Genomic DNA, 24,237 nt, shown 5'->3' on the forward strand with positions numbered 1-24,237 from the left:
GTTCATTTACTGCCTTTTATAATCTTCGCTAAATCAGGGGGTGAAAAAGTATTTTTTTGTCTAAATTTGCACTTCTAAATTTCAGATAATTTTGAAGATACAGGAATTACTTCGTTTATATGCCGGGCATCCGCATATTTCGGCCTTACATACCCTATTGCAAGAGGGGACTACCCAAAATATATTTCTAAAAGGGCTCAACGGATCGGCGGCGGCTATGGCTATTGCCTCTCTTTTTTCGCAGAAAGACGGCTGCTTTGTTTGTATACTAAATGATCAGGAGGAGGCGGGTTATTTTTATCACGACCTGATGCAGATCACTTCCAGTCCACGGGTGTATTTCTTTCCTTCGGCTTACCGCCGTTCCATCAAATACGGACATATCGATGCGGCTAATGAAATTCTTCGTACGGAAGTGTTGAGTATGCTGCAAAGCCCGGAACAGCCATTTGTGATTGTGACCTATCCGGATGCGCTGGCGGAAAAGGTGGTCGAACAAAAGACCTTAAAAGAGAATACACTGAAGATCCATACGGGTGAACGGCTGGATAATATCTTCGTGGCCGATGTATTGGATTCTTATGGCTTTGAGCAGACCGATTATGTGTACGAGCCGGGGCAGTATGCGCTGCGCGGCAGTATCCTCGATGTTTTTTCCTATTCCTTTGAGTATCCCTACCGCATTGACTTCTTTGGCGATGAGGTGGAGACGATCCGTTCGTTCGATGTGGAGACACAGTTATCGAAAGAAAAATTGGACAGTATCTACCTCGTTCCCCGGATCAGTACGGGCAAAGGTGCGAACGCCTCTCTATTGCAAGCGCTTCCGACCGATACGATATTCGTGGCAAAAGACCTGGCCTGGGCAAAAGAACGCATCGAGAGCCTGTGGCAGGAGATCCCGATGACGGGCGATGAAGAATCGTTCGCCTCGCCGGAAGATATGCAATGTAAGCTGATCACGGCGGAGAACTTTCTGCGTAGCGCCTTAGACTTTCGCCGTTTGCATATCGGGGCACATCCGATGGGCGTGGCCGATGCGACATTGACATTCCAGACCCAGATACAACCGATCTATCATAAGAACTTCGACCGGGTAAATGAGTCGTTCCATAACTACCTGGTATTGGGCTATACGCTTTATATCCTGAGTGATGTAGAGAAACAGACGGCGCGCATCAAAGCGATCTTCGAGGACCGCGGCGATCAGTTGCCTTTTACGCCTGTGGATAAAACGGTGCATGAAGGGTTTGCCGACGAGACGTTGAAGGTTTGCTTCTTCACCGATCATCAACTATTCGACCGCTTCCATAAGTTCAACCTCAAAAGCGAAAAAGCGCGGAGCGGGAAAATCACACTCTCCCTGAAGGAACTGAACCAGTTTACGACCGGCGACTATATTGTGCATATCGACCATGGAGTCGGCCAGTTCGGCGGCCTGGTTCGGATGGAGGTGAACGGTAAGATACAGGAAGTGATCAAGCTGATTTATCAGAACAACGATGCGATCTTTGTCAGTATCCATTCCTTGCATAAACTATCCAAATACAAAGGAAAAGAAAGCGGCGAGCCTCCCAAACTCAATAAACTGGGTACCGGCGCCTGGGAGCGGATGAAAGAAAAGACAAAAACAAAAGTCAAAGATATCGCCCGCGACCTGATCCTGCTTTACTCCAAACGCAAACAGGAGAAAGGTTTTGCCTATACCGCCGACACCTACCTGCAAACGGAACTCGAAGCCAGCTTTATCTACGAAGACACGCCCGACCAGGTGAAAGCCACAGCCGATGTGAAGACCGATATGGAAGACCTGCGGCCGATGGATCGCCTGATCTGCGGGGATGTGGGATTCGGCAAGACCGAAGTCGCCGTGCGTGCCGCCTTCAAAGCGGTTGCCGACAACAAACAGGTCGCCATACTGGTGCCGACTACCGTATTGGCGTTCCAGCACTTCCAGACGTTCTCCGAGCGATTGAAAGACTTCCCCTGCACAATCGAATACATCAGCCGGGCACGTTCTGCCGGACAAATAAAAGAGACACTGGGAAGGGTCAAAGAAGGTAAAGTCGATATCCTGATCGGAACGCATCGGATTGTCAGCAAAGACGTGCAGTTTAAAGACCTGGGGCTGTTGATTATCGACGAAGAACAGAAGTTTGGCGTATCTGTCAAAGAGAAACTACGGCAGATGAAAGTCAATGTAGATACACTGACGATGACGGCAACGCCTATCCCGCGTACGCTGCAATTCTCACTGATGGGAGCCCGCGACCTGAGTAATATCACGACTCCGCCGCCTAACCGTTATCCGGTACAGACCGAAGTACAACGTTTCAATCCGGATATTATCCGCGAAGCCATCAACTTCGAGATGAGCCGTAACGGACAGGTCTTCTTTATCAATAACCGGATACAGAACATTCATGAGATCGAAACCCTGGTGCGCCGGGAGGTGCCCGACGCGCGCATAGCCATCGGACATGGACAGATGGATCCCAAAACACTGGAAAAGATATTATTCGACTTTGTCAATTACGAATACGATGTATTGATTGCCACCAGTATCATCGAAAGTGGGATTGATGTGTCTAATGCAAACACGATCATCGTGAACAACGCGCAGCAGTTCGGCCTGTCCGACCTGCACCAGCTGCGCGGACGTGTGGGGCGAAGCAACCGAAAAGCCTTTTGTTACCTGCTCTCCCCTCCTCTTTCCTCTTTGAGCCAGGAAGCGCGCAGGCGTTTGCAAGCGATAGAGAATTTCTCCGAATTGGGCAGTGGCATGCACATCGCCATGCAAGACCTGGATATCCGTGGCGCCGGCAATCTGTTGGGAGCCGAACAAAGCGGTTTCATTGCCGACCTGGGCTACGAGACCTACCAGAAGATATTGGAAGAAGCCGTTGCCGAACTGCGCACGGAAGAATTTGCCAACCTGCATACCGATACCGAAGGCGACAAACGGGATACCGGCCAGGATTACGTGCGGGATACGCATATCGAAAGCGACCTGGAACTGATGTTCCCGCCAACCTATATCCCCAACGACTCGGAGCGGATCTCGCTCTACCGCGAGTTGGATAATATGGAGGAAGAACGGGATATCCTGGCCTTTACGGAACGCCTGAAAGACCGGTTCGGCAAGATCCCCAAAGAAGGAAAAGAATTGATCCGCATCGTGCGCCTGCGCCGGATGGCGAAAAATCTGGGTATGGAGAAGCTCGTACTGAAAAAAGGACAGATGAGCATCTTCCTGGTGGCCAATCCCGACAGCCATTATTACCAGAGCGAAGCCTTCGACAAATTACTGGCCTACATCCAGAAACACCCCCGCCTCTGCAACCTGCGCGAACAAAACGGCAAACGCAGCATCGTCATCAAGCAAGTCGACACCGTCGAAAAAGCCGTGGCGATTTTGGAGGAAATGGAGCAAATGGGCTGAATATTCGAAAATATAACTAACTTGCGTAAAAAAAGATCGTTATGCGAATTTCAAGGTTGTATATGAATAACTTCAAGCGTTTCACAGATCTTACACTTGAAGGCATTCCGGAAGAAACCAAGCTGGTTCTACTAATCGGCTCGAACGGTTCGGGGAAATCATCGGTATTCGACGGATTTGAAGCTGCCAATCGATATATCAAACAAGACGGTTGGAGGAGTGATCACTTGAATTATTATAAAAAAGATGATCAAAACGCCGCAACTGTTTCGATCGACTTCTTTAATAACAGGCAGCTATCATTCTCAACAGATACCTATCATCAATTACCTACACCTACAGGTTTTAGTCCGAACAGCTTTTACGGCAGAACCAGCTTCCGACAGATTCCTCGGTTGACACGAAAAGCTCTCGGCGGTGGAGGGAGTTTTGACATTGAACGTGACTCCGATCGTCCTATTCAATTTATTGAAAGAGATAACCGATTTGAGAATGATATTGAGAAAATCACTGAGATCTTATTGAAAGAGTTTTTCCTTTCGACAAATCAAAATATAGATATCAAGAAAAAATATGTCGACCCGATCAATGAAGCTTTGATACGTATTTTCGGGCATCAAAACGGAACCCGGCTACAGCTGATAGAGATTATTCCTCCGTTGGAAGGTAAGGTGGCACAGATTACATTTACGAAAGGTGTCTCAAAGATCCATTATGATTATCTAAGTGCCGGAGAGAAAGAGGTTTTCAACATCCTGATAAATCTACTCACCCGAAGGGAGTATTATCAGGATACGATCTATTTCTTCGACGAGATAGATCTTCACCTGAATACGAAACTTCAGTTTAATCTTTTAAAAGAAATTACCGAAAACTGGATCTCTCCGAGTTCACAGCTCTGGACAGCTTCACATTCATTGGGCTTTATTGAGTACGCCCGCCAAAGTGATCAGGCTGTTATCTTTGACTTTGATGATTTGGATTTTGATTTTACCCAGACCCTTTATCCCGAGACTAAAGAGAATCCTGACATTTATGAAATAGCGGTAGGGAAAGAGTTTCTGCCTTCCCTGTTTAAGGGAATGACTATCTATTTTGTGGAAAACAAAGATAAAGAATTCTACGCCTCTTTAGGCATTCCCCAAACCGTATTTGTGTCCGATAATAATCGAAACAATGTATTCCATAAGGTTCGATCGGCTGATAATTTTCAAGGCATTGTCGACCGCGACTTTCTCTCGGACGAAGATATAGACAGGATACAGGAAGCCTATCCCCGACTGACGATTCTGCCCTATTACAGTATCGAAAACTATCTCTTTCACCCGAACAATTTGGAAGATTACTGGAAAGGTAAAGGAAAAGCTTTTGATAAAACAGCTTATGTGCAGCTACTTGTCGAAGAGAAAAACAAAGTAATAAATAAGATCACTCCGACAATCGCCTTGAAACGGACAGAATATCCTTATTTCGGAGAACCGGAGTACAACGGTAGCCCTTTGCAAAATCGTTTCAAAAACAAAGGAGAAAACGAAGAACAGGCTGTTGCGATCGTGTCCGATCTGAATAGTGATGATTTTGAAACGTTCTATAAGTCGTTGCCAATGAAAACATATTGCACTCAGCTTCCGCAAAGGCAGAATATATCCAAGCTGGAATTGGCAAAAACAAATTGGTTCAAAGAAAGCATTTTAAGTATTCTATAGAAAAAAGTATTTAGTAAAATAGATTTCCGCCATGAAAAAGACATTAGTTGACCTGTTCGAAAGCTCGGTTGAGCAGTATCCCGACCACACGTTCCTGTTGGAGAAGACGAAAGATAAATTTGAACCGACCACCTACAGCCAGGTGCGCGATCAGGTCTATGCCTTCGGCCTGGGGCTGGTCGCATTGGGCGTTCGCAAGGGAGACAATATGGCATTGTTGAGTGAAGGGCGGAATGCCTGGATTATCGGTGAGCTGGCGATGTTCTACGCCGGGGCGACCAATGTGCCTTTGTCGATCAAACTGGAAGAGGCCAACGACCTTCTTTTCCGCATGATCCATGCTGAGGTGAAGTATATCATGGTGTCCGGTCAGCAGTTGAAGAAGATACGAAGTATAATCGATCAGTTACCGCTGGTCGAGAAGGTTATCGTATTGGACGAACAAACGGCATACCAGGAAAAGGAAATCCCGATGCCGGAAGTGATCCGCCTGGGACAGGAATGGCTACAAACGCATCCGATGGATGAATTTCTGGCTATCGGGCGTTCGCTTCAGAACGACGATTACGCGACCATCACTTACACCTCCGGCACGACAGCCGATCCCAAAGGGGTGATCCTTACCCACCGCAATTATACGGCGAACGTTGAGCAATCGCTCTCCTGTATGGATATCGACTCTACGTGGCGTACGCTGATTATCCTTCCGCTTGATCATTGCTTTGCGCATGTGGTCGGGTTCTATATCTTTATGTCCAAAGGCGCCAGTGTGGCCACCGTACAGGTGGGCAAAACCGGCATGGAGACGCTCAAGAATATCCCCGTCAATATCAAAGAGATAAAGCCTTACCTGATCCTGAGCGTGCCTGCTCTGGCAAAGAATTTCAAGAAGAATATCGAACAGGCGATCCGTTCGCAGGGCAAGGTGGCCAAGAATCTTTTCTATTCCGGATTGAACGCCGCGATGCTCTATTACGGTGAAAGCCGCGAAGAGAGAGGGCGCGGCTGGCGGTTCCTGTTGAAGCCTTATGTGGCGTTGGTCGATCGGCTCGTGTTCTCTAAGGTACGCCAGAACTTCGGCGGCGAACTGCGCTTCTTTATCGGCGGCGGCGCCCTGTTGGACAAAGACTTGCAGAAGTTCTATTACGCCTTGGGCATGCCGATGTACCAGGGCTACGGCTTGAGCGAAGCCACGCCGGTGATCTCGACCAACGGGCCACGACGGTATCAGTTCGGTAGCAGTGGCGTATTGGTGAAGCCCTTGGATCTGAAGATATGCGACACCGACGGCAAAGAACTTCCCGCGGGAGAAAAAGGCGAATTGGTGATCCGGGGCGAGAACGTGATGGCGGGATACTGGAAGAACCCCGTCTCCACGGCCGAAACCGTCAAAGACGGCTGGCTCTATACCGGCGATATGGGATATATGAAAGACGGATTGTTGTATGTCCTGGGCCGTTTCAAAAGCCTGTTGATCTCGAGCGACGGCGAGAAATACAGTCCGGAAGGAATCGAAGAAGCTTTGGTCGAGCACTGCTCAACGATCGATCAGGCCATCCTTTACAACAATCAAAGTCCTTATACCGTTGCTTTAATCACCGTCAACAAAGAGGTATTAAAGAAATACTTAGCTCATTCCGGGTTATCTCTGGAAAATGAAGAAGGCCGGAAAGAAGCCATTCGCCATATCCAAAGTCAGATCGGTCGTTTCCGCAAAGGCGGCGACCTGGCCGACCTCTTCCCCGAGCGTTGGCTGCCTACGACCTTTGCCGTATTGCCCGAAGCTTTTACCGAACAGAACGGCATGGTGAACAGTACGATGAAAATCGTCCGTGGCAAAGTGGAAAAACACTATGCCGACCGCATCGAACACCTCTTCACGCCGGAAGGCAAGAATCCGCTGAACAACAAGAACATGGATTCGATATAACGCTCCGGATTTTTATCCGAACGAAACCGAAAAATCACAACTCCTACCGGAAAAATCCGAAGAATGCCCAGCAAAAAACAGTAAGAGGTACGTCATAATCGATTATGAGGTACCTCAAAACAAATTATGAGGTACCTCAAAATAATTTTAGAGGTACCTCATACTCATTTTTTTAGGCGGGAAAGCCAAAAAAGGGCGTAGCCGTTTCAAGAAAACGACCGGATATTCAAGAAATATCACGTAGATTAAATCCCGTACTGCCGCATTTTGTTGTAAAGCGTCTTGCGGTCGACCCCCAGGAGCCGGGCGGCTTTGGTTCGGTTGCTGTCGGCTTCTTTCAAGGCTTTGAGAATCAGATTACGCTCGTGATCTTCATCTTTCAGGGAGAGTCCGGTTGACGGGTTTGCCCATTCGTTAGCCGCTTCGCCGATCTCTTTAGGCAGGTGTTGGGGGCTGATATAGGGACCTGTGGCCAACAGGGTCGCGTATTTGATGGTATTCTTCAACTGGCGGATATTGCCGGGCCAGGCATAGGCTTTCATCAGTGCGAAGGCTTCCGGATCAAAGCCGGTAATCTCTTTTTGCAACTCCTTATTCGCCTGTTCCAGGAAGCGTTCAGCGAAGAGGGAGAAGTCATCTTCCCGCTCGCGCAGGTCCGGAATCCGGAGGGTGAACTCATTGATGCGGTGATAGAGGTCTTCCCGGAAATCACCGCGCTGAATGGCTTTCTGCAGGTTCTCGTTGGTGGCAGAGATCAGGCGCACATCGATCGCGATCTCTTGCGTGCTGCCGATCGGCCGGACTTTGCGCTCCTGCAACGCGCGTAAGAGCTGTACCTGCACCTCATACGTCAGGTTGCCGATCTCATCCAGGAAGATCGTTCCGCCCTGCGCCGCTTCGAAAGCGCCGGTCTTATTCTCTATCGCTCCCGTAAAAGAGCCTTTGATATGGCCGAAGAACTCCGATGCCGCCAGATCCTTAGGGATAGCGCCACAATCGACAGCCACAAAGGGCGTATTCTTGCGCAAACTATGTGAATGGATGTAGCGGGCAACATATTCCTTGCCCGTTCCGCTCGAACCGGAGAGCAAAACCGACATATCCGTCGGAGCCACCAGGCGGGCATGCTCATGCAGTTGCAGAGAGACCTTGCTCTCGCCCACGACATATTCCAACTGCGGCTTTTCTTTCTTGGCCGGAGCGGCCTTCGCGGCATTGTTCGCCGGATCGCCTTTCAGGATATCCTGGATCTTGGCTAAAAGATCATTGGGATTGATTGGTTTGGCTATATAATCGGAAGCTCCGAGTTTGATTGCCTGTACGGCAGTTTGTATCTCGGCGTAATTCGTCATGACGATGAAAGGAACCGCCAGCGCCGTTTCTTTCTTCCATTGCAACAACTCGATTCCATCGCCATCGGGCAAACGCAGGTCGGAAATGATCAGATCATACGATCCGACTTTGATTTTCTGCATGGCATCCTTCAAGGTGGTAGTCGTACTCACGGCAAATCCCTTTTTGGCCAGCCAGGTGGCCAGCATAAGGGAAAAGGTCACATCATCTTCAATGATGAATATAGCAAGCTTCTTATTTGGTGTTTCATTCATCGCTTCAAAAGGTCACAACAATGTGATTCAAACTTTGAAAATGCAAAGATAGTCCTATCTTTTCGATTTTTAAAGAGCAAAAAGAGGAAAAAAAAGAAAAAGAACACCCGCTCTCGGATGCTCTTTTTCATTTTCATTCATACAGAAGTTTGACTTATGTATGTTAAACGGGGATAAATGTAGAAACGTTTTTCATTTAATATAAAGAGAATACCGTGCCAAACTGAAAAGAAAAACCCCGAAAAAGCGTAACTGTCAGAGTATGAGCGCCGCACCTACTTATCCTTTGAGCGCTTTATTTTCTTCGCCTCCCGAAATATGGGGAAACATTCCCCAATGCGCGGAGAATTTCCCCAACTTCAACCGAGCTCTTCTTGCATGTCCACGATAGATGATGCCTGTTCGATCACATCGGTCACCAGGCGCGTCCAGCCGGAATGCGTCAGTTCCGGTTGGTTTTGTTGCAAGATCTTTAGTTGTTGCACCAAGGTATCCGTTCCGAGTGTCGTAAACAAAGGGATCAATTTGTGCGCGATCTCCGCCGTCCGTTCCCGGTCGGTGGCCTCCAGGGCTTCTTTCAACCAGTCGACATGCTTGGCGGTCTCCACAAAAAAAGTTTTCAGGATCGCGGCAGAAGCATCTTCATCGTCGCCGGCAAACTCGGTCAGCCCGGAAAAATCGACAAGTATCTTCTCTCCTTTCGCCGTTTGACTCTTTTCGATCGCCTTACCTTGCGCGTTCTTCAATTGTTTGTCTTCGGGCAACAGACTGGCCACCAGGCGAACGAGCCCTTCGGCAGTAAACGGTTTGCTCAGGCAACCGGTAAACCCGGCTTCCCGGTAGCGCGATTCATCTTTCCCCACCGATCCGGACAGGACAATGGCAGGCAAGGCGTTTATCTCCGGCACGGCAGAGGCGCGGATCTGACGGATCAGTTCGAGTCCGTCCATGCCGGGCATTTGCACATCGGAAAGCAAGATATCCACTGGATGTTTCTCCAGAAAATCCACGACCGTATACGGATTGGTACAAGAAAGGACGCGAACGTTGCAACGCTTGAGCACTTCTTCGATCAGCGCGACCTGCAGGAGATCATCGTCGACCACCAGGCAGGTGACCGTCCCTTCTTCGAAAGCAATACTCTCCGACTGGTCTTCGGCTGCACAGATCGTCTGGTTATCCGCCTCTTTCAGCGGTAAAGTCACCGTAAAGGCGCTGCCCTGCCCCACTTCGCTCTGCAGTTCGATCTTCCCGCCCAAGAGCGTCACCAAACGGCTGGTGATAGACAGTCCCAATCCAAAGCCTTCCGCTTTCTCAGCTCCCGGAAGTCGTGCGAAGTCGGCAAAGATCTTTTGCTGTTGTTCCGGCTCAATGCCCGGACCTGAGTCGCGAACGGTGATAATCAATTGCGGATCGGCCGCAGCGACACCTTCCGCCGGCGGAGCAGGCTGCACACAGTCGACCAATAGTTCCACTTTTCCTTCCGGCGTGAACTTGATCGCGTTATTGATCAGATTGCCCACAACCTGACGGATACGCACCGAGTCGCCCGAATAGACCTGATCCGTTTCGTTTTCGATCTGCAAATTATAGTCGAGCCCTTTCGCTTTCGCTTGCAACAGGAAGCTGTCGCTGATCTCGCGGAAAAAGTCGGGTACGCGGAAAGGCACCTCGTGCAGATCCATCTGCCCGGCTTCCAGGCGTTGATAATCCAACAGGTCATTGACCAGCGAAAGAATATGTTTGGAGGAGCCGGCGATATTGCGCAGGTAAGCGCTTTGCTGCTCGGTATGCCGGTAGCGCTGCATCAGTTCGGTGTATCCGATAATCGACGACAAAGGCGCCCGCACATCATGGCTGATCGTTAGGATCAATCTTTCGCGGCTTTGCACCACCTTTTCCAATTGTTCTCGGTAGTAGCGGCTGCGGAACAGATCACGCCCGATCAGGATCACAAAGAAGAGGATCACAAAGATAGAAAGCAACGCGATACCGGTGATCAGATAGGCCGTTTTCCCCAACAGGCTCTGCCGTCTCTCCAGCCGAACCAGCGAAGCGGTCAGCTCTTCCTCTTCCATGGCGCGCAGGATCTGGTTGATGCGCGAGTTGATCAAACTATTGTCGTAACGCAGGGCAGCCGACTGGTCCACCAGAAGCGTACGCAGGCGTTCCCTTTCCGAAGCAACATTACTCTGTATGTTTTTCAGTGTCTTCGAGATCGCCTCGTTGGGATCGTAGGCTTTGAGCTGGGTATCTTTCAACAGCTTTTCATTCTGCGAGATGATCACACTCGAATCGGTATCCGTCGGCACAAAAACCTCTTTCAACCGCTTCAGGAAACCTCTTTTCTGCGAAGAGACCACCAGCGTATCTTTCTGGGTAGTCACATTCTCCTTCACATCTCTCTCTTCCACGGCGGCCACCTGCGTGGCTAAAGCTTTCTCGATATTCTTGGCGTACAGATCTTTGTTCGCCTCCTGCCAGATCTCCAGGAGCGCACCGGTATTCATCCGTTTGCGTTCGATCAACATATCGATCGTATCGATGCGCGCCAGCAGCAGTTCATCGGCAACCAATACACGCAGGGAGTCCATATTCGCATGCGCTTGATCCAATGTCTCATTGAAATGGCTGAAGTCGTCGTCTTCCATATCCAAGAGCTGCCCCATGGCTTCACTCTCGTAGAGCAGCGTCTGGGTCTGGGTGACCAAATAGATCTTTTGCCGGGGCACACTGTTGATATCTTCCTCGGCAGCGATCTTTTGCACGATCGTATAAATATAGATCAGAGAAAAAACCGCGATAACGATCAGGGCTACATATCCGATTACGACTTTACGCCCCACATGATGCAAATCTTTTTTCAGATGTGACTTTTCCGTTCTCATTTCTTTTCTGTATTAATCCGTTTCCAATAGGCAAAGATAGATGTTTTTACTTCTTTATGCAGCAACAGGATACCGATCAGGTTAGGCAACGTCATCAGAACGACAGTAATGCCCGAGATCGTCCAGACAATAGTCGTATCCGTGAAAGAAGCAAGGAAGAAGCCGGCCACATAAACAAGATGATACACCTTGACATACTTACTTCCCCACAAATAAGTGACTGCCCGGTCGCCATAATACGACCATGCTATCGCTGTTGAAAAAGCAAAGAGCAACAAAGATAAAGGAATAATATATTCACCCCAATCGCCCAGGAAACCTTTTTTGAATGCCTGCGATGAAAGAGGCGCCGAATGGAGCAGCGAACGGCCGGTGAGGTAGACCGATGCATCCCCTTCCTGCGGGAGATCGATCCGTCCGTTTCGCACGGTGAGTGTACCATGAAATAATCCATCTCCTTTCTTTACTTCCACATTCTCCGCAAACGAACGGGCATGGATCAGGGTAATGCCGAGATGCGTTATTCGGCCTTTCTCGACCGGCAACTCACCGGTGAACAAAGGGATCCGCGATTTGCCCAGGATATGATCGGCCACCTGCTGTTTCTCTTCCGGATCGGTTTCCGCATACGTGCCGGCGAAAACAATCGTATCGGCCTGTTGGAATTTATTATCGAACTTCTCCTGCCAGGCGCCGGAAGATAAAAGCACAAGCCCCGTCAAGGCACAGATAAGGATCGTATCGATAAACGGTTCCAACAAAGCTACCATACCTTCGGAGGCCGGCTCTTCCGTTTTCGCAGCCGCATGGGCGATAGGCGCCGAGCCCTGCCCTGCCTCGTTCGAGAACAGGCCCCGGTTCACGCCCCGGTTGAACGCCCACATCACCGTAGCCCCCAGGAATCCACCCGTTGCCGCCGAGCCGGTAAACACATTGGCGAAGACCGAGAGAAAAGCCGGCACCACATTCTCGTAATTGTAAACCAGGATACTCAAAGCGGCCAATACATAGACCACACTCATGAAAGGTACCAGCTTCTCCGTCACCTGGGCAATCCGTTTGATGCCCCCGATTACGATCAGCGCCAATAAAAGCGCCAGGATCAGCCCCACGATATAATGCGGAATGCCCCACGCGGCAAAGAGCGCGTTGGAGATGCTGTTACTCTGCGGCAGACTGCCCGTGCCGAAAGAGGAGAAGATAGTGGCCACGGCAAAGATCGCCGCCAGCCACCGCATATTCAAACGGTTCTTCATATAATACATCGGACCGCCCGAGATAGTGCCGTCTTCCGTCTGCTCCCGGTATTTATGCGACAGGGTCACCTCTACCATCTTGGTAGTCATGCCCAGAAAAGCCGTTACCAACATCCAGAAAAGGGCTGAAGGCCCACCCAGGTGGATTGCCAACGCCACCCCGGCGATATTGCCGGTGCCTACCGTGCCCGACAACGCCGTGGCCAACGACTGAAAATGCGAGGTATCGCCTATATGATGCCCCTGGTCGTACTTGCCCCGGAGCACATCGATCGCGTGACGAAAGAAACGGATCTGGGGAAACCGCAGATAAAGCGTAAAAAACAAACCGGTTCCCAGAAGAAGAAAAACGAACCATTGCGATCCGCTGATAAAAGAATCAAGAGATGAAAGCGCCTCATTTAGTTCTTGCATACGTGTATTAGATATGGTATTCAGCGGCAAGATAACGAAAAAAGCGGATACCGACAGTCGTACGGGTCAAAAAAAAGGCACGGTCTCATACGTCACCGTATAAGCCGTGCCATACACCCTCAGTGTTACAAACGTTGTCTACATATCAATCGCTGATTTATTCGGTCTGTCTATCTTGAGATAGACTAATTTAATTGTGAAAACCCTTATTTATCGCTGACTGCAGCATTAAGCAAATAATGATATCCGTTGAATGATCGAAATAAATTCGTCATTACTCAGGTCCGGCTCCAACTCCTTATACTTGACAAAATCATTAAAGTAATCACCGGCAATATCCGCGACGATCTCCTGACCATTCAGATGAAAAGAGTTCAACAGTTTTTCCACTTTCTTTTCTACCTGGCGAATCACCCGAAGCCTTTCCTCCCATAGATGCGGTTTATCCTGTTCTGTCGCATGCCCGTTGCGGGCTATTAAATAGACTACAGTATAAAAGCGATCTACGCTGCCAAATATCGGTACAAATAATCTTTTCTTATCCTCCGGCAAACCGGATAGATATACATATACGTCCTTCATCATTTCTACTTTGTTTAAATTGGTTACGACAAAGGTACGGCAGTAAATAATTGGTGCAGCTATGTAATTCAATCAATTGATATTTGTAAAAAGTTCAATTTGCAGGTGCTCGAAAAGTGTCCGACAAAGGCATTCAAATCGGCATCCAAGGTGAATAAATCAGCCGCCATTTCCGCTATAGAGGTATTTAAATCGACAGGCAAGGTAATTCGTTCAACCCTTATTAGCGGTATTTCGATCAATTTTGTAATTTTGAAACAAAAACAACGGTCATGAATAGAATTGCCTCTCTTTTTGAAATAAATCACCCTATCGTGCAAGGTGGCATGGTTTGGTGCAGTGGCTGGCGCCTGGCTTCGGCCGTAAGTAACGCCGGAGGACTGGGTTTATTGGGTGCCGGATCGATGTATCCGGAAGTTTTACGCGAGCATATCCGCCAATGTAAGGCGGCAACCACCCGCCCGTTCGGGGTCAATGTACCCCTGATGTACCCCGAAATCGAAACCCTCATGCAGATCATCGTCGAAGAAGGGGTGAAGATTGTTTTCACCTCGGCGGGCAATCCGAAGCTCTGGACTTCACGGCTGCAGGCGGAAGGCATCAAGGTGGCGCATGTAGTGAGCAGCTCTCGCTTCGCACATAAATGTGAAGAAGCCGGAGTAGACGCCATCGTAGCCGAAGGATTCGAAGCCGGCGGACATAACGGGCGGGAAGAGACCACCACGATGTGCCTGATCCCCGCCGTACGCCGGGCCACCTCCCTGCCCCTGATCGCTGCCGGCGGTATCGCGACGGGCGAAGGCATCGCCGCCGTCCTGGCCCTGGGTGCCGATGGGGTACAGATCGGTACGCGCTTTGCCCTGTCGAAAGAAAGTTCGGCGCATGCAAACTTCAAACAACTTTGTCTCAACCTGAACGAAGGCGACACCCAGCTCTTGTTGAAGACACTCTCTCCCACCCGCCTGGTCAAAAGCCCCTTTGCCGATGCCGTAAAAGAAGCCGAACAACGGGGCGCCGGCGTCGAAGAACTGCGCGCCCTCCTGGGACGCGGCCGGGCCAAGAAAGGCATCTTCGAAGGCAACCTGGAAGAAGGCGAACTGGAGATCGGCCAGATAGCCTCCCTTTTGCGCCAGGAAGAATCGGTCGCCGAAATCCTCTCCGACCTCCTCAATGGCTACCAAAGGGCGGTTGAAAAGCTACGGGCTGGAGTATTTGTTTGTTGATAGTTGTCAAGCAATACTCATTTTCATAAGAAGCTGATTTACTGCTCCTTAGAATCCCTTAAAATCAAGAGAAAAAACTACCGGTAGTTTGCTCATCAACTACCGGTAGTTTGTCGACGAACTACCGGTAGTTTATTCGCAAAGTACCGGTAGTTTATTTTCAAGGTCTTTTTTACTACTTTTGTCTATGCGCTTTCGCAGAAATATATCGAAACTGGCCGACGAGGAATTACTGACGGAGTATAAAAGATCGGGCGACACGGCCTATTTCGGTGAACTCTACAACCGGTATACACCTTTGTTGTATGGGGTTTGCCTGAAATACCTGAAAGATGCCGACAAAGCACAGGATGCCGTGATGCAACTCTTTGAGCAGTTGCTTCCCAAGATTTCCCAGTACGAGATCCAGGTGTTTCGCACCTGGTTGCATTCGGTCGTGAAGAATCATTGCCTGCAGATCTTACGCAAAGAAAGCCGGCAGATTGTCGTTGATTTACGGGCTGATCTTGTGGAATCAGACGAGATCCTGCATCTATTGGAAGACGAAGAACCCGATAGCGAACGCATGGAAGCCTTGAAATGCTGTATGGCGAAGCTTCCGGAAGAACAAAGAATAAGCATTACGCATTTCTTTATCGATGAAATGTCGTATGCCGATATTGTGGAGACGACCGGATACTCGCTAAGCCGCGTAAAGAGTTATATCCAGAACGGGAAACGGAACCTGAAGATATGCATTGAAAAACAAATGAAATGAGAATACGACGTTACATACAGGGACATCGCCGGGGACGGAAAGCCAATCGCCTCGAGCGGGATGCGATGCGCGATCCCTTTCTGGCCGAAGCGCTCGAAGGGTATGAACGGGCCAAAGAAGATCCGACCCCGCATATCAATATCTTACGCCGCAAGATCCGTTCGCGCAACCAGCGCCGGTTGGATGTATTCAAATACGGAGGGCTTGCCGCCAGTCTTGTTTTTATTCTGGGCTTCGGCATTTATTTCGGATTTCATAAAGGCGGATCACTGCCCGAACAGAAACCCCTGAACCGCATGATGATCGAAGAATCACAGGCGGCCGATCCGCAGGAATCGCAAATAGAGCCGGCGGCCGGCTTTGAGGCTTATATTAAATATGTAGAGAAAGAAATGAAGCGGCCGACCGACGCCTGCAAAGACGCCCAAGGGCAAGTGACGGTTAGTTTCTTTGTCGATCCTGCCGGGAAGCCTTACGATATAAGGGTTACCCGATCCCTATGCCCCTCGAACGACCGGGAAGCCATGCGCCTGATCCGGGAAGGTCCACGCTGGACACCCACTGACGAAGAGGTGTCTTATACGATTGAGTTTGATTAGACAAACAAGATCAATGTCGACAGGACGGTGACGACAATGATAAAAACCCGGTAGGTCTTTTCGGCTACTTTCTTTACGAAATAGATGCCCAAAGCAGCACCGATAAGCATAAAGGGGATCGTGAGCGCATTGAGGTAAAGTGTAGTCCAGGAGATATTGTCCCACACGAAGATCTGAAGCGGCAGTTTCAGGTAATTGACCACCAGAAAGAACCAGGCGCTGGTCCCGACAAAACTATATTTGGGCAGCCGCATCGACAAGAGGTAGACCGACATCACCGCTCCCGCCGCATTGCCGATCATAGTCGTAAACCCACCCATCAAGCCAAACAAAGGGGCATACCACCAGGCCGAAAACATCTTACTATTGACCCCTTTCCGCTCGGTCCAGAACATAACCGCCAGGCCGAGAAAAATACAGACAGCCATCAAACGCCGGAATTCATCAGCCGGTATCAATTTATCGACAGCGATGGCCAGAAAAAAACCAACGATAGCCGAGGGCAAAAGCTTGAAGATATATCTCCATTCGGCCGCCCTCCGGTAATAGATCACAGCAATGATATCGGAAAAACAAAGCATGGGAAGAATCAATCCGGTGGAAGGCTTCGCACCGAAATTAATAGCCATCAACGGAATGGCGAGCATGGTTATTCCCTGGATGCCTGTCTTAGACATCCCGATAAACAGGGCACACACCATTAATAACACCCAATCGTAAGGAGAATTCATCCACAAAGAAATATCCGGCATATTATACACTTTGAAAAACAATTGCAAATTTACAATAATATTGTTAAATTTGTCCGCACACACAAGTTATAAACAATAAAAAGAAAAGATTATGGAGCAAACATTTACAATCTCTGAAGTAGTGAAAACTTCCTGGAGTTATTTGAAACAACAAATCTGGGTTTTGGTTGGCCTTCTTATCGGTTTTACTATTCTCTCTTTCCTGTTGAGCAGTATGATCTCACCGACATCCATCACGATGACGATCGTTGGGACCGTCGTTTCCGCGCTCATTTCCTGTATCTTTTACCTGGGATATTATAAGAATATGTTCCAGACCTTAGACGATCTGGAACCGCAGTTTTCGGCTTACGGCCAGCAGGCATCCAAGTTCCTGACTTATTTTATCGCGAACATCATCCTCGGGGTTTCCGTTACGATCGGGATCATGCTGTTGATTGTGCCGGGTATCTATCTGATGATTCGTTTACAATTCTATTCCTGCTTCATCGTGGAAGAGAATGCCGGTATTATCGATTCGCTGAAACGCAGTTGGGCGCTGACCGAAGGGCGTGCCATGCAACTGTTCCTGTTGGGCTTGGTGCAGCTCGCCATCCTGATTGTAGGCATTTTGTTGTTAGGTATCGGCGTATTGGTCGCAGCTCCTTTCGTCTATATGATCCAATGTTACGTATTCAGACTATTGAACAATCCTTTGGCCATAGCCGAAGAAGGATCTCAGGACGTAGCCGAACAAATATAAAATCATGAACAAAAACTATCGCATCAAAGATATTGCAGAGATGTCGGGCGTGTCGACCGGAACGGTCGACCGCATCCTGCATAATCGGGGAAAAGTGTCCGAGGAAGCCCGGAAGAAAGTAGAAAAGGTATTGAAAGAGATTGATTATCATCCCAACCTGATCGCCCGTTCGCTGGCACTGAAAAAGCAATATCACTTTTATACCTTGATCCCTTCGTATGAAACGGGAGAATACTGGGAAACTTTTTCGATGGGAATAACCAAAGCCGAACAGGAATTATTCAGTTACAATGTGGAGATCACCCCACTCTATTTCAATCAGTACGACCGGAACAGCTTCGACCGGCTGATCCAACAATTGGTTGAAGCCGACTGCCAGGGCGTCGTCATTGCGACCCTCTTCAAAGAAAGTGTCTTGGAGCTTGTTCAAACGCTGGATAAGAAAGAGATCCCTTATGTACTGATCGATGCCTATATCGAAAACACCAACTGTGTGGCCTATTACGGCACCAACTCTTATGATTCGGGCTATATCGCCGGACGTTTATTGTTTGAACAGATCCGGCCGGCCGAAGATATCGCGATCTTCCGGTTTCTGCGGCGGGGCGATTTGTATTCGACCCAGGTACAAGTGCGCGAATCCGGATTCCGCACCTATCTGAATGAAAACCATTTTGAAGGAAGGATTTATCCGGTGCGTATCCATGCCGATAACCAGGAGGAGAACTTTAAAATCCTGGACGATTTCTTCCATGACAACCCGAATGTCAAAGCCGGTATAATCTTTAATTCACGGGCGCATCAATTGGGGTATTACTTCAGTCAGCATCCGGATCTCTCGTTCAAACTCATGGGATATGACGTGATCGAAGAAAATATTCAGTATCTCAACAGTGGACACATCACTCATTTGATCGCACAGCGTCCGGAAGTACAGGGATTCAATGCGGTCAAGGCCCTGTTCAGGCATCTGGTATTGCACGAAGCGGTGGAGCAGATCAACTATATGCCGATCGATATCCTGATCAAAGAGAATATCCGATATTACAATAATTATATTTAAACAGGATTCTTTTCCAATCCCAACTCATTCCGCAGCTTCTCTACATCAATCTTCCGCAACAACCGGGGAATATTGATGTAGACTTTATGATGCCCGTATCCCCCTTCGAGCATTTCGCGGATCGCTTCTTCTTTGGGCACTCCGCAAAAAACCATCTGATAAAGGGCGGCGACAGCTCCGGTCCGGTTCGATCCATGAAAGCAATGAATGAGTATCGGCCCTTTCCGGTCGCGGATAATACGCATGGCTTCGACCAGATCCGCTTCGGAAAGCAGATGGGCGTGTATCGGGATATGGTGTAAGGTGAGCGAAGTGTCTTTTGCTTTATCATCATCCTGGTTGTAGCGCCTTAAGTTTAAGACTTCAACGATGCCATATTGCTCCAAGGCTTTGAAATCGTCGGGATAGGGTTGGTCGGAACGGTATACTCCCGAGTCTACCTGATGAAAGTTAATCAATTTGCTTCCGGGTAATGATATACCTCCCTTCAAATCTTCCTTTTCGAATCGGGCCATAGCAAAGATGACGACAAGAAATAAAGAAAGAAAAGCAAATAATAAAACGGTTGACCTTTTTAATGATTTCATTCGCATATATTTTATCGCAAATCTAACAAAAGGCTTTATATTTAACAAGCTATAAGGTCTGAAAATCATACATCATATTAAAACAACCCAGATTAAACCCTCCCATTTCCGGGGAAAAGACCGCAAAGAGTAGTTATTAATACCTAATATTTGTAAAAGACAATTTCAACTGATCAAAAACAGCTACATTTGTTAAATGAGGTAAAGTCCTCTTTTTATTCACCTTATAGATTCTGAATACTATGATCCATCAAAACAAATTCAATCGACGAAGTTTTTTTAAAAGTTCAGCGGCGGGAGCCATCGGTGCATGGTCTGTTCCGGCCTTTTTGAGTAGTTGCTCCGGTGATTCATCTAAATCCTCAAAAAAAGAAATACTAAGGGAAGTCTCTGTGCCCGAGATATTGGCTAAGGCACCCGACGGCAAACCCTTGAAAGCCGGGCTGGTCGGTTGCGGAGGAAGAGGTTCCGGCGCAGCCATCAATTTCCTGGATGCAGGAAACGGACTGGAAGTAACGGCTTTGGGGGATATCTTCCCGGACAAATTGGAAGCCTGTCGCGCGGCATTGAAAGAAAGGGGACAAACCGTTGCCGACGAACATTGCTTTATCGGTTTTGAAGCCTACAAACAAGTGATCGACTCGGGCGTGGATGTCGTCTTATTGTGTACGCCTCCCGTATTTCGGCCGATCCACTTCGAATACGCTATAGAGAAAGGAAAGCATTGTTTTATCGAAAAACCCTGTGCGGTCGATCCATATGGCGCCAAACAGATGTTGGTCACCAGCAAGCGGGCCGATCAGAAAGGGCTGTCGATCATTAGCGGAACCATACGCCGGTCGCAAAAAGACTGTATCGAAACCTACCGCCGGGTAGCCGGAGGAGCGATCGGCGAGATCGTCTCGGCGCACGTATCCCGCCTGGGTGGGGCCTTATGGTTCGTGCAACGCCGCCCGGAATGGAATGATATGGAATACATGATGCGCAACTGGGTGAATTTCTGCTGGACTTCCGGCGATCTGGTGGTCGAACAGTTTATCCATGAGATCGATATGATGTCCTGGTTTATGGGCGATCGCAAACCGGTACGCGCCGAAGCAACCGGCGGACGCCAACGTCGGGTGACCGGCGATATGTACGACTTCTTCAGCATTGAATATGTGTACGACAATGGAAGCCGCGCGCATTGTACCTCCCGCCAGATGGGCGGTTGCGACTACAATCACAGCGTAATGGTCTACGGCACGAAAGGATATACCAACTGTTTTGATAAGATATACAATTTAGACGGATCCATTGCCTGGCAATATCCTCATCCCAAACCGGAGGATGCGGATCAGTCCATGGCCGTGCCCGACCCGTACGTGCAGGAGTTGATCCGCCTGGTCACCGCCATACGGACAAATAAACCCATGAACGACACGGAACTGCATGTGCAATCCACCCTGATGGCGATTATGGGACGGGAGTCGGCTTATACCGGTAAGTTTATTACCTGGGATCAGATCATCGCCTCCTCACAACGGCTTGGGCCGGAAGAATATGCGTTCGGACCCGTTCCGGGCATCAAAGAAGAAATTCCTTTGGCAGGAGCTGCCCCTAAAATCTAAATACAACCCATCATGCAACGCAGAAAATTCATACAAAACAGTTTAGGCCTCGCGGCATTATCATTTGCCGGAAGCCGAATCCATACATTCGCGAATAACAATATACCGATGTCGGAAGTGACATGCCCGGCGTTCAAACGTTCGATCATGTGGGGAACGGTCTCAATGGAAGGTTCGGTCATGGAGAAATGCAAAGCCATCAAAGCGGCGGGTTACGACGGCATCGAACCCAACAGCCACATGGACCGCAATGAAGTAATCGAAGCCATGAAAGCAAATGGTCTGCTGGCATCGAGCGTCTGCTGCTCGACGCATTGGGAACTGCTCCTCTCCCATCCCGACCCCGCCATCCGGGAAAAAGGAGTCGAGAATATCATCATTGCGATGGAAGATGCCAAAGCGTATCAAACGGATGCGTTATTGATTGTCCCCGGCAGAGTAGACGCGAATACCGGCTACGACGAATGTTGGGACCGCTCGACGGCATGTATCCGTCAATTGGTTCCGATTGCCGAGAAGTTAAAAGTCAAGCTCTGTGTCGAGAATGTATGGAACAATTTCCTCCTGAGTCCATTGGAGGCGAAACGTTATGTCGACCAGTTCAACAGTCCGTATGTCAGATTCTATTTTGATTGCGGTAATATATTAATGTATGGCTGGCCGGAGCAATGGATCAATATCCTGGGAGATCGCATCGGCCGTATCCATATCAAAGAATTCAGTACGAAGACCGCTGACACAAAAGGGCGCTGGGAAGGCTTCGGCACGCCCCTGACCGAAGGCGATGTCGACTGGAAGAAAGTGATGGAAGCCGCACGCAAACATTACAAGGGCACCTGGCTCACGACCGAACAAGGGCCGGCAGGCACACCGGAAGAATTAAAAGACTTACGCAATAGATTGGATCGGATCATTAACGGTTAACTCTTGATTCCTCATTTTCAGCACATTTCCGATATGCTGTCGGAAAGGATATCGATTAAGTATAGCTCTTAATCGATATTAGGTAAAATATTCCGGGTTTAATTCTATAGTTTTGTACACAGAGATTATATATCATACCATGGAATACAGAAATATTGGAAATACAGGCATGAAAGTGTATAAAGTGAGCTTTGGCGCTTCTTCACTGGGCGGAGTCTTTCATTCATTAAAGGAAGAGACAGGGATCGAGGCGGTACATACGGCTATCGATAACGGTATAAACTTTATTGACGTCTCTCCTTACTACGGGCATCTGAAAGCGGAGACCGTATTGGGCAAGGCATTGAAGAACATTGAACGGAGCCGCTATTACCTTTCGACCAAAGTGGGGCGTTACGGCAAGGACGGCGTGAACACCTGGGATTACTCCGGGCGGAAAGCTAAAGAGAGTGTTTATGAAAGCATGGAACGGTTGAACGTCGACTATATCGACCTGATCAATATCCATGACATTGAATTTGCGGATCTCGAACAGATATGCAAGGAAACGCTTCCGGCATTGACAGCACTTCGCGATGAAGGGGTAATCAAACACGTTGGGATAACCAACTTGACACTACGTCATTTTAAGTATGTCATCGACCATGTACCGCCAGGTACAGTCGAGAGCATACTTTCTTTTTGCCACTACACCTTGAATGATGATGCCCTGGCGGACTATCTGGACTATTTTGAAGCGAATCATATCGGCGTGATCAATGCCTCCCCCTACTCCATGGGTTTGTTGACCGAACGAGGTGTGCCCGACTGGCATCCGGCACCAGCGGCATTGAAACGGTTGGCTGCCAAAGCCGTGGCTTTCTGCCAATCGAGAGGGATCTCTATTGAACAACTGGCTGTTGGGTTCTCCGTGGCCAATTCCCGGATTGCCACAACGCTTTTCAGCACCACCAATCCGGAGAATGTATTAAAGACGATCCGTTATGCAAATACGCCGTTGGATATGGAGCTGTTGGCGGAGGTACAGAAGATATTCGAACCGGGGTTCAGGGATACGTGGGTGAATAGCTAAAGTAGTTGATAATTGCTTTACGCTGCGCTAAGCGATCTTCGATTGACAATTGATAATTGATAGTTATGAAAGCCATACAGATTATAGGAGAAGGAAAAACACAGGTGATTGAGATCCCCAAGCCGGAGTTGAAACCGGGGCACGTCTTACTGAAGATTGGGTATGTCGGGTTTTGCGGGTCGGACCTGAATACGTTCCGGGCATTGAATCCGCTGGTTCAACTGCCGATCATTCCCGGACATGAGATTGGAGCGGTGATCGAAGCGGTGGCCGATGATGTACCTTCCGGTTTGCAACCGGGGATGCATGCGACGGTCAATCCTTATACCAGTTGCGGACATTGTCCGGCGTGCCGGAATAATCGTCCGAATGCCTGTGAATTCAATCAGACGTTGGGTGTGCAACGCGATGGCGCCATGGCGGAATATCTCTTGGTTCCCTGGGAAAAGGTGATTGCCGACGAGGCGGTTTCCGTGCGCGACTTTGCGTTGGTCGAACCGATGAGTGTTGGCTTTCATGCCGTAAGCCGTGCGGAAGTAACCGATCTGGATACGGTGATGGTGATGGGTTGCGGCATGATCGGTGTCGGTGCCATTGTCCGTGCTGCTCTTCGGGGCGCAAAAGTGATTGCGGTCGATGTGGATGACCAGAAGTTGGATCTGGCTCGCCGTTTGGGTGCGCAATACACGATCAATTCAGCAAAAGAGGACCTGCACGAACGCATCATGGAAATCACCGCCGATAATGGAGTCGATGTCGTGATTGAAGCCGTCGGACGTCCGGAGACTTATCTGGCTGCCGTTGCCGAAGTTGCCTTTACCGGTCGAATTGTTTATATCGGCTACGCCAAAGAGAAGATCCCTTTCGACACACCATACTTTGTAAAGAAAGAATTGAACATCTTGGGCTCACGCAATGCTTTGCCTGCTGACTTCAAAGCGGTTATCGCGTACCTGAAACGGGGCATTTGTCCGGTTGACGAACTGATCACTGCCGTATATACACCTGAAGAGGCACAAACCGCTTTGCAGAAGTGGGCCGCCCACCCGGGTGAAGTTTTCCGAATTCTAATCCGTTTCTGAT

18 protein-coding genes are annotated in these 24,237 nt (G+C 48.9%); 12 read left to right on the top strand and 6 right to left on the bottom strand.

Going from position 1 to position 24,237, the window contains the following annotated elements:
* Positions 1–91 precede the first annotated feature (91 nt).
* Genes mfd through M2133_RS05010 form a run of 3 tightly spaced genes read left to right on the top strand, consistent with a single transcriptional unit; the run spans position 92 to position 7,078 of the window.
* Positions 92–3,442: a transcription-repair coupling factor gene (gene mfd, locus M2133_RS05000; protein ID WP_277464894.1), complete on the top strand. Its 3,351-nt coding sequence runs from the start codon at positions 92–94 to the stop codon at positions 3,440–3,442.
* 41 nt (positions 3,443–3,483) lie between these two features.
* Positions 3,484–5,148 (top strand): AAA family ATPase, encoded by a 1,665-nt coding sequence (locus M2133_RS05005; RefSeq protein WP_277464895.1) that lies wholly within the window; start codon positions 3,484–3,486, stop codon positions 5,146–5,148.
* Between the two features lie 31 nt (positions 5,149–5,179).
* Positions 5,180–7,078, top strand: coding sequence for an AMP-binding protein (locus M2133_RS05010; protein WP_277464896.1), 1,899 nt, complete (start codon positions 5,180–5,182; stop codon positions 7,076–7,078).
* Positions 7,079–7,323: 245 nt separating this feature from the next.
* Here M2133_RS05010 and M2133_RS05015 read toward each other — a convergent pair whose 3' ends face one another.
* The 4 genes from M2133_RS05015 to M2133_RS05030 form a co-directional block, all read right to left on the bottom strand.
* Positions 7,324–8,685, bottom strand: a complete 1,362-nt coding sequence (locus M2133_RS05015) for a sigma-54 dependent transcriptional regulator (protein ID WP_277464897.1) — start codon at positions 8,683–8,685, stop codon at positions 7,324–7,326.
* Between the two features lie 359 nt (positions 8,686–9,044).
* Positions 9,045–11,573 carry an ATP-binding protein gene (locus M2133_RS05020; RefSeq protein ID WP_277464898.1) on the bottom strand — a complete coding sequence of 843 codons (2,529 nt, stop codon included), beginning with the start codon at positions 11,571–11,573 and terminating at the stop codon, positions 9,045–9,047.
* Positions 11,570–13,243 (bottom strand): sodium:alanine symporter family protein, encoded by a 1,674-nt coding sequence (locus M2133_RS05025; protein WP_277464899.1) that lies wholly within the window; start codon positions 13,241–13,243, stop codon positions 11,570–11,572. The genes M2133_RS05020 and M2133_RS05025 overlap by 4 nt, the downstream gene beginning before the upstream one ends.
* Positions 13,244–13,471: 228 nt before the next feature.
* Positions 13,472–13,825, bottom strand: coding sequence for a hypothetical protein (locus M2133_RS05030; RefSeq protein WP_277465104.1), 354 nt, complete (start codon positions 13,823–13,825; stop codon positions 13,472–13,474).
* Between the two features lie 272 nt (positions 13,826–14,097).
* Here M2133_RS05030 and M2133_RS05035 point away from each other — a divergent pair, with 272 nt between their 5' ends.
* The 3 genes from M2133_RS05035 (at position 14,098) to M2133_RS05045 (ending at position 16,404) form a co-directional block, all read left to right on the top strand.
* Positions 14,098–15,048: a nitronate monooxygenase gene (locus tag M2133_RS05035; RefSeq protein ID WP_277464900.1), complete on the top strand. Its 951-nt coding sequence runs from the start codon at positions 14,098–14,100 to the stop codon at positions 15,046–15,048.
* Between the two features lie 187 nt (positions 15,049–15,235).
* On the top strand, positions 15,236–15,805 hold the full coding sequence (locus M2133_RS05040) for a sigma-70 family RNA polymerase sigma factor (RefSeq protein ID WP_277464901.1): 570 nt from the start codon (positions 15,236–15,238) through the stop codon (positions 15,803–15,805).
* Positions 15,802–16,404, top strand: a complete 603-nt coding sequence (locus tag M2133_RS05045; RefSeq protein WP_277464902.1) for an energy transducer TonB — start codon at positions 15,802–15,804, stop codon at positions 16,402–16,404. Before M2133_RS05040 ends, M2133_RS05045 begins: the two co-directional genes overlap by 4 nt.
* Here M2133_RS05045 and M2133_RS05050 read toward each other — a convergent pair.
* Positions 16,401–17,156: a sulfite exporter TauE/SafE family protein gene (locus M2133_RS05050; protein WP_277464903.1), complete on the bottom strand. Its 756-nt coding sequence runs from the start codon at positions 17,154–17,156 to the stop codon at positions 16,401–16,403. The genes M2133_RS05045 and M2133_RS05050 overlap by 4 nt on opposite strands.
* Positions 17,157–17,247: 91 nt before the next feature.
* On the opposite strand from M2133_RS05050, the gene M2133_RS05055 reads away from it, so the two are divergent.
* Together M2133_RS05055 and M2133_RS05060 are read left to right on the top strand one after the other, a co-directional pair.
* Positions 17,248–17,898 (top strand): hypothetical protein, encoded by a 651-nt coding sequence (locus tag M2133_RS05055; protein ID WP_277464905.1) that lies wholly within the window; start codon positions 17,248–17,250, stop codon positions 17,896–17,898.
* Positions 17,899–17,902: 4 nt separating this feature from the next.
* Positions 17,903–18,961 carry a substrate-binding domain-containing protein gene (locus M2133_RS05060; protein WP_277464906.1) on the top strand — a complete coding sequence of 353 codons (1,059 nt, stop codon included), beginning with the start codon at positions 17,903–17,905 and terminating at the stop codon, positions 18,959–18,961.
* Here M2133_RS05060 and M2133_RS05065 read toward each other — a convergent pair.
* The gene (locus M2133_RS05065) at positions 18,958–19,419 is read right to left on the bottom strand and encodes a tyrosine-protein phosphatase (RefSeq protein WP_346843229.1); all 462 of its coding nucleotides are present in this window, start codon (positions 19,417–19,419) and stop codon (positions 18,958–18,960) included. The genes M2133_RS05060 and M2133_RS05065 overlap by 4 nt on opposite strands.
* Before the next feature lie 521 nt (positions 19,420–19,940).
* On the opposite strand from M2133_RS05065, the gene M2133_RS05070 reads away from it, so the two are divergent.
* The 4 genes from M2133_RS05070 (at position 19,941) to M2133_RS05085 (ending at position 24,236) form a co-directional block, all read left to right on the top strand.
* Entirely contained in the window at positions 19,941–21,158 is a 1,218-nt protein-coding gene (locus M2133_RS05070) for a Gfo/Idh/MocA family oxidoreductase (protein ID WP_277464907.1), read from the top strand.
* A gap of 12 nt (positions 21,159–21,170) precedes the next feature.
* A complete protein-coding gene (locus tag M2133_RS05075; protein ID WP_277464908.1) occupies positions 21,171–22,082 on the top strand; it encodes a sugar phosphate isomerase/epimerase family protein in 912 nt (303 codons plus the stop codon).
* A gap of 139 nt (positions 22,083–22,221) precedes the next feature.
* On the top strand, positions 22,222–23,154 hold the full coding sequence (locus M2133_RS05080) for an aldo/keto reductase (protein WP_277464909.1): 933 nt from the start codon (positions 22,222–22,224) through the stop codon (positions 23,152–23,154).
* Positions 23,155–23,219: 65 nt separating this feature from the next.
* Positions 23,220–24,236 carry a zinc-binding alcohol dehydrogenase family protein gene (locus M2133_RS05085; RefSeq protein WP_277464910.1) on the top strand — a complete coding sequence of 339 codons (1,017 nt, stop codon included), beginning with the start codon at positions 23,220–23,222 and terminating at the stop codon, positions 24,234–24,236.
* Position 24,237 lies beyond the last annotated feature (1 nt).

It is taken from the genome of Parabacteroides sp. PF5-6 (assembly GCF_029504695.1).
Classification (GTDB): domain Bacteria; phylum Bacteroidota; class Bacteroidia; order Bacteroidales; family Tannerellaceae; genus QVMG01.

What these genes read in the sequence shown, in the direction of transcription:
- M2133_RS05040 (WP_277464901.1), top strand. Translation starts at nt 15,236, where the DNA reads ATGCGCTTTCGCAGAAATATATCGAAACTGGCCGACGAGGAATTACTG.
- M2133_RS05015 (WP_277464897.1), bottom strand. Translation starts at nt 8,685, where the DNA reads ATGAATGAAACACCAAATAAGAAGCTTGCTATATTCATCATTGAAGAT.
- M2133_RS05075 (WP_277464908.1), top strand. Translation starts at nt 21,171, where the DNA reads ATGCAACGCAGAAAATTCATACAAAACAGTTTAGGCCTCGCGGCATTA.
- M2133_RS05060 (WP_277464906.1), top strand. Translation starts at nt 17,903, where the DNA reads ATGAACAAAAACTATCGCATCAAAGATATTGCAGAGATGTCGGGCGTG.
- M2133_RS05050 (WP_277464903.1), bottom strand. Translation starts at nt 17,156, where the DNA reads ATGCCGGATATTTCTTTGTGGATGAATTCTCCTTACGATTGGGTGTTA.
- M2133_RS05010 (WP_277464896.1), top strand. Translation starts at nt 5,180, where the DNA reads ATGAAAAAGACATTAGTTGACCTGTTCGAAAGCTCGGTTGAGCAGTAT.
- M2133_RS05030 (WP_277465104.1), bottom strand. Translation starts at nt 13,825, where the DNA reads ATGAAGGACGTATATGTATATCTATCCGGTTTGCCGGAGGATAAGAAA.
- M2133_RS05020 (WP_277464898.1), bottom strand. Translation starts at nt 11,573, where the DNA reads ATGAGAACGGAAAAGTCACATCTGAAAAAAGATTTGCATCATGTGGGG.
- M2133_RS05080 (WP_277464909.1), top strand. Translation starts at nt 22,222, where the DNA reads ATGGAATACAGAAATATTGGAAATACAGGCATGAAAGTGTATAAAGTG.
- M2133_RS05045 (WP_277464902.1), top strand. Translation starts at nt 15,802, where the DNA reads ATGAGAATACGACGTTACATACAGGGACATCGCCGGGGACGGAAAGCC.
- M2133_RS05035 (WP_277464900.1), top strand. Translation starts at nt 14,098, where the DNA reads ATGAATAGAATTGCCTCTCTTTTTGAAATAAATCACCCTATCGTGCAA.
- M2133_RS05005 (WP_277464895.1), top strand. Translation starts at nt 3,484, where the DNA reads ATGCGAATTTCAAGGTTGTATATGAATAACTTCAAGCGTTTCACAGAT.
- M2133_RS05055 (WP_277464905.1), top strand. Translation starts at nt 17,248, where the DNA reads ATGGAGCAAACATTTACAATCTCTGAAGTAGTGAAAACTTCCTGGAGT.
- M2133_RS05085 (WP_277464910.1), top strand. Translation starts at nt 23,220, where the DNA reads ATGAAAGCCATACAGATTATAGGAGAAGGAAAAACACAGGTGATTGAG.
- M2133_RS05025 (WP_277464899.1), bottom strand. Translation starts at nt 13,243, where the DNA reads ATGCAAGAACTAAATGAGGCGCTTTCATCTCTTGATTCTTTTATCAGC.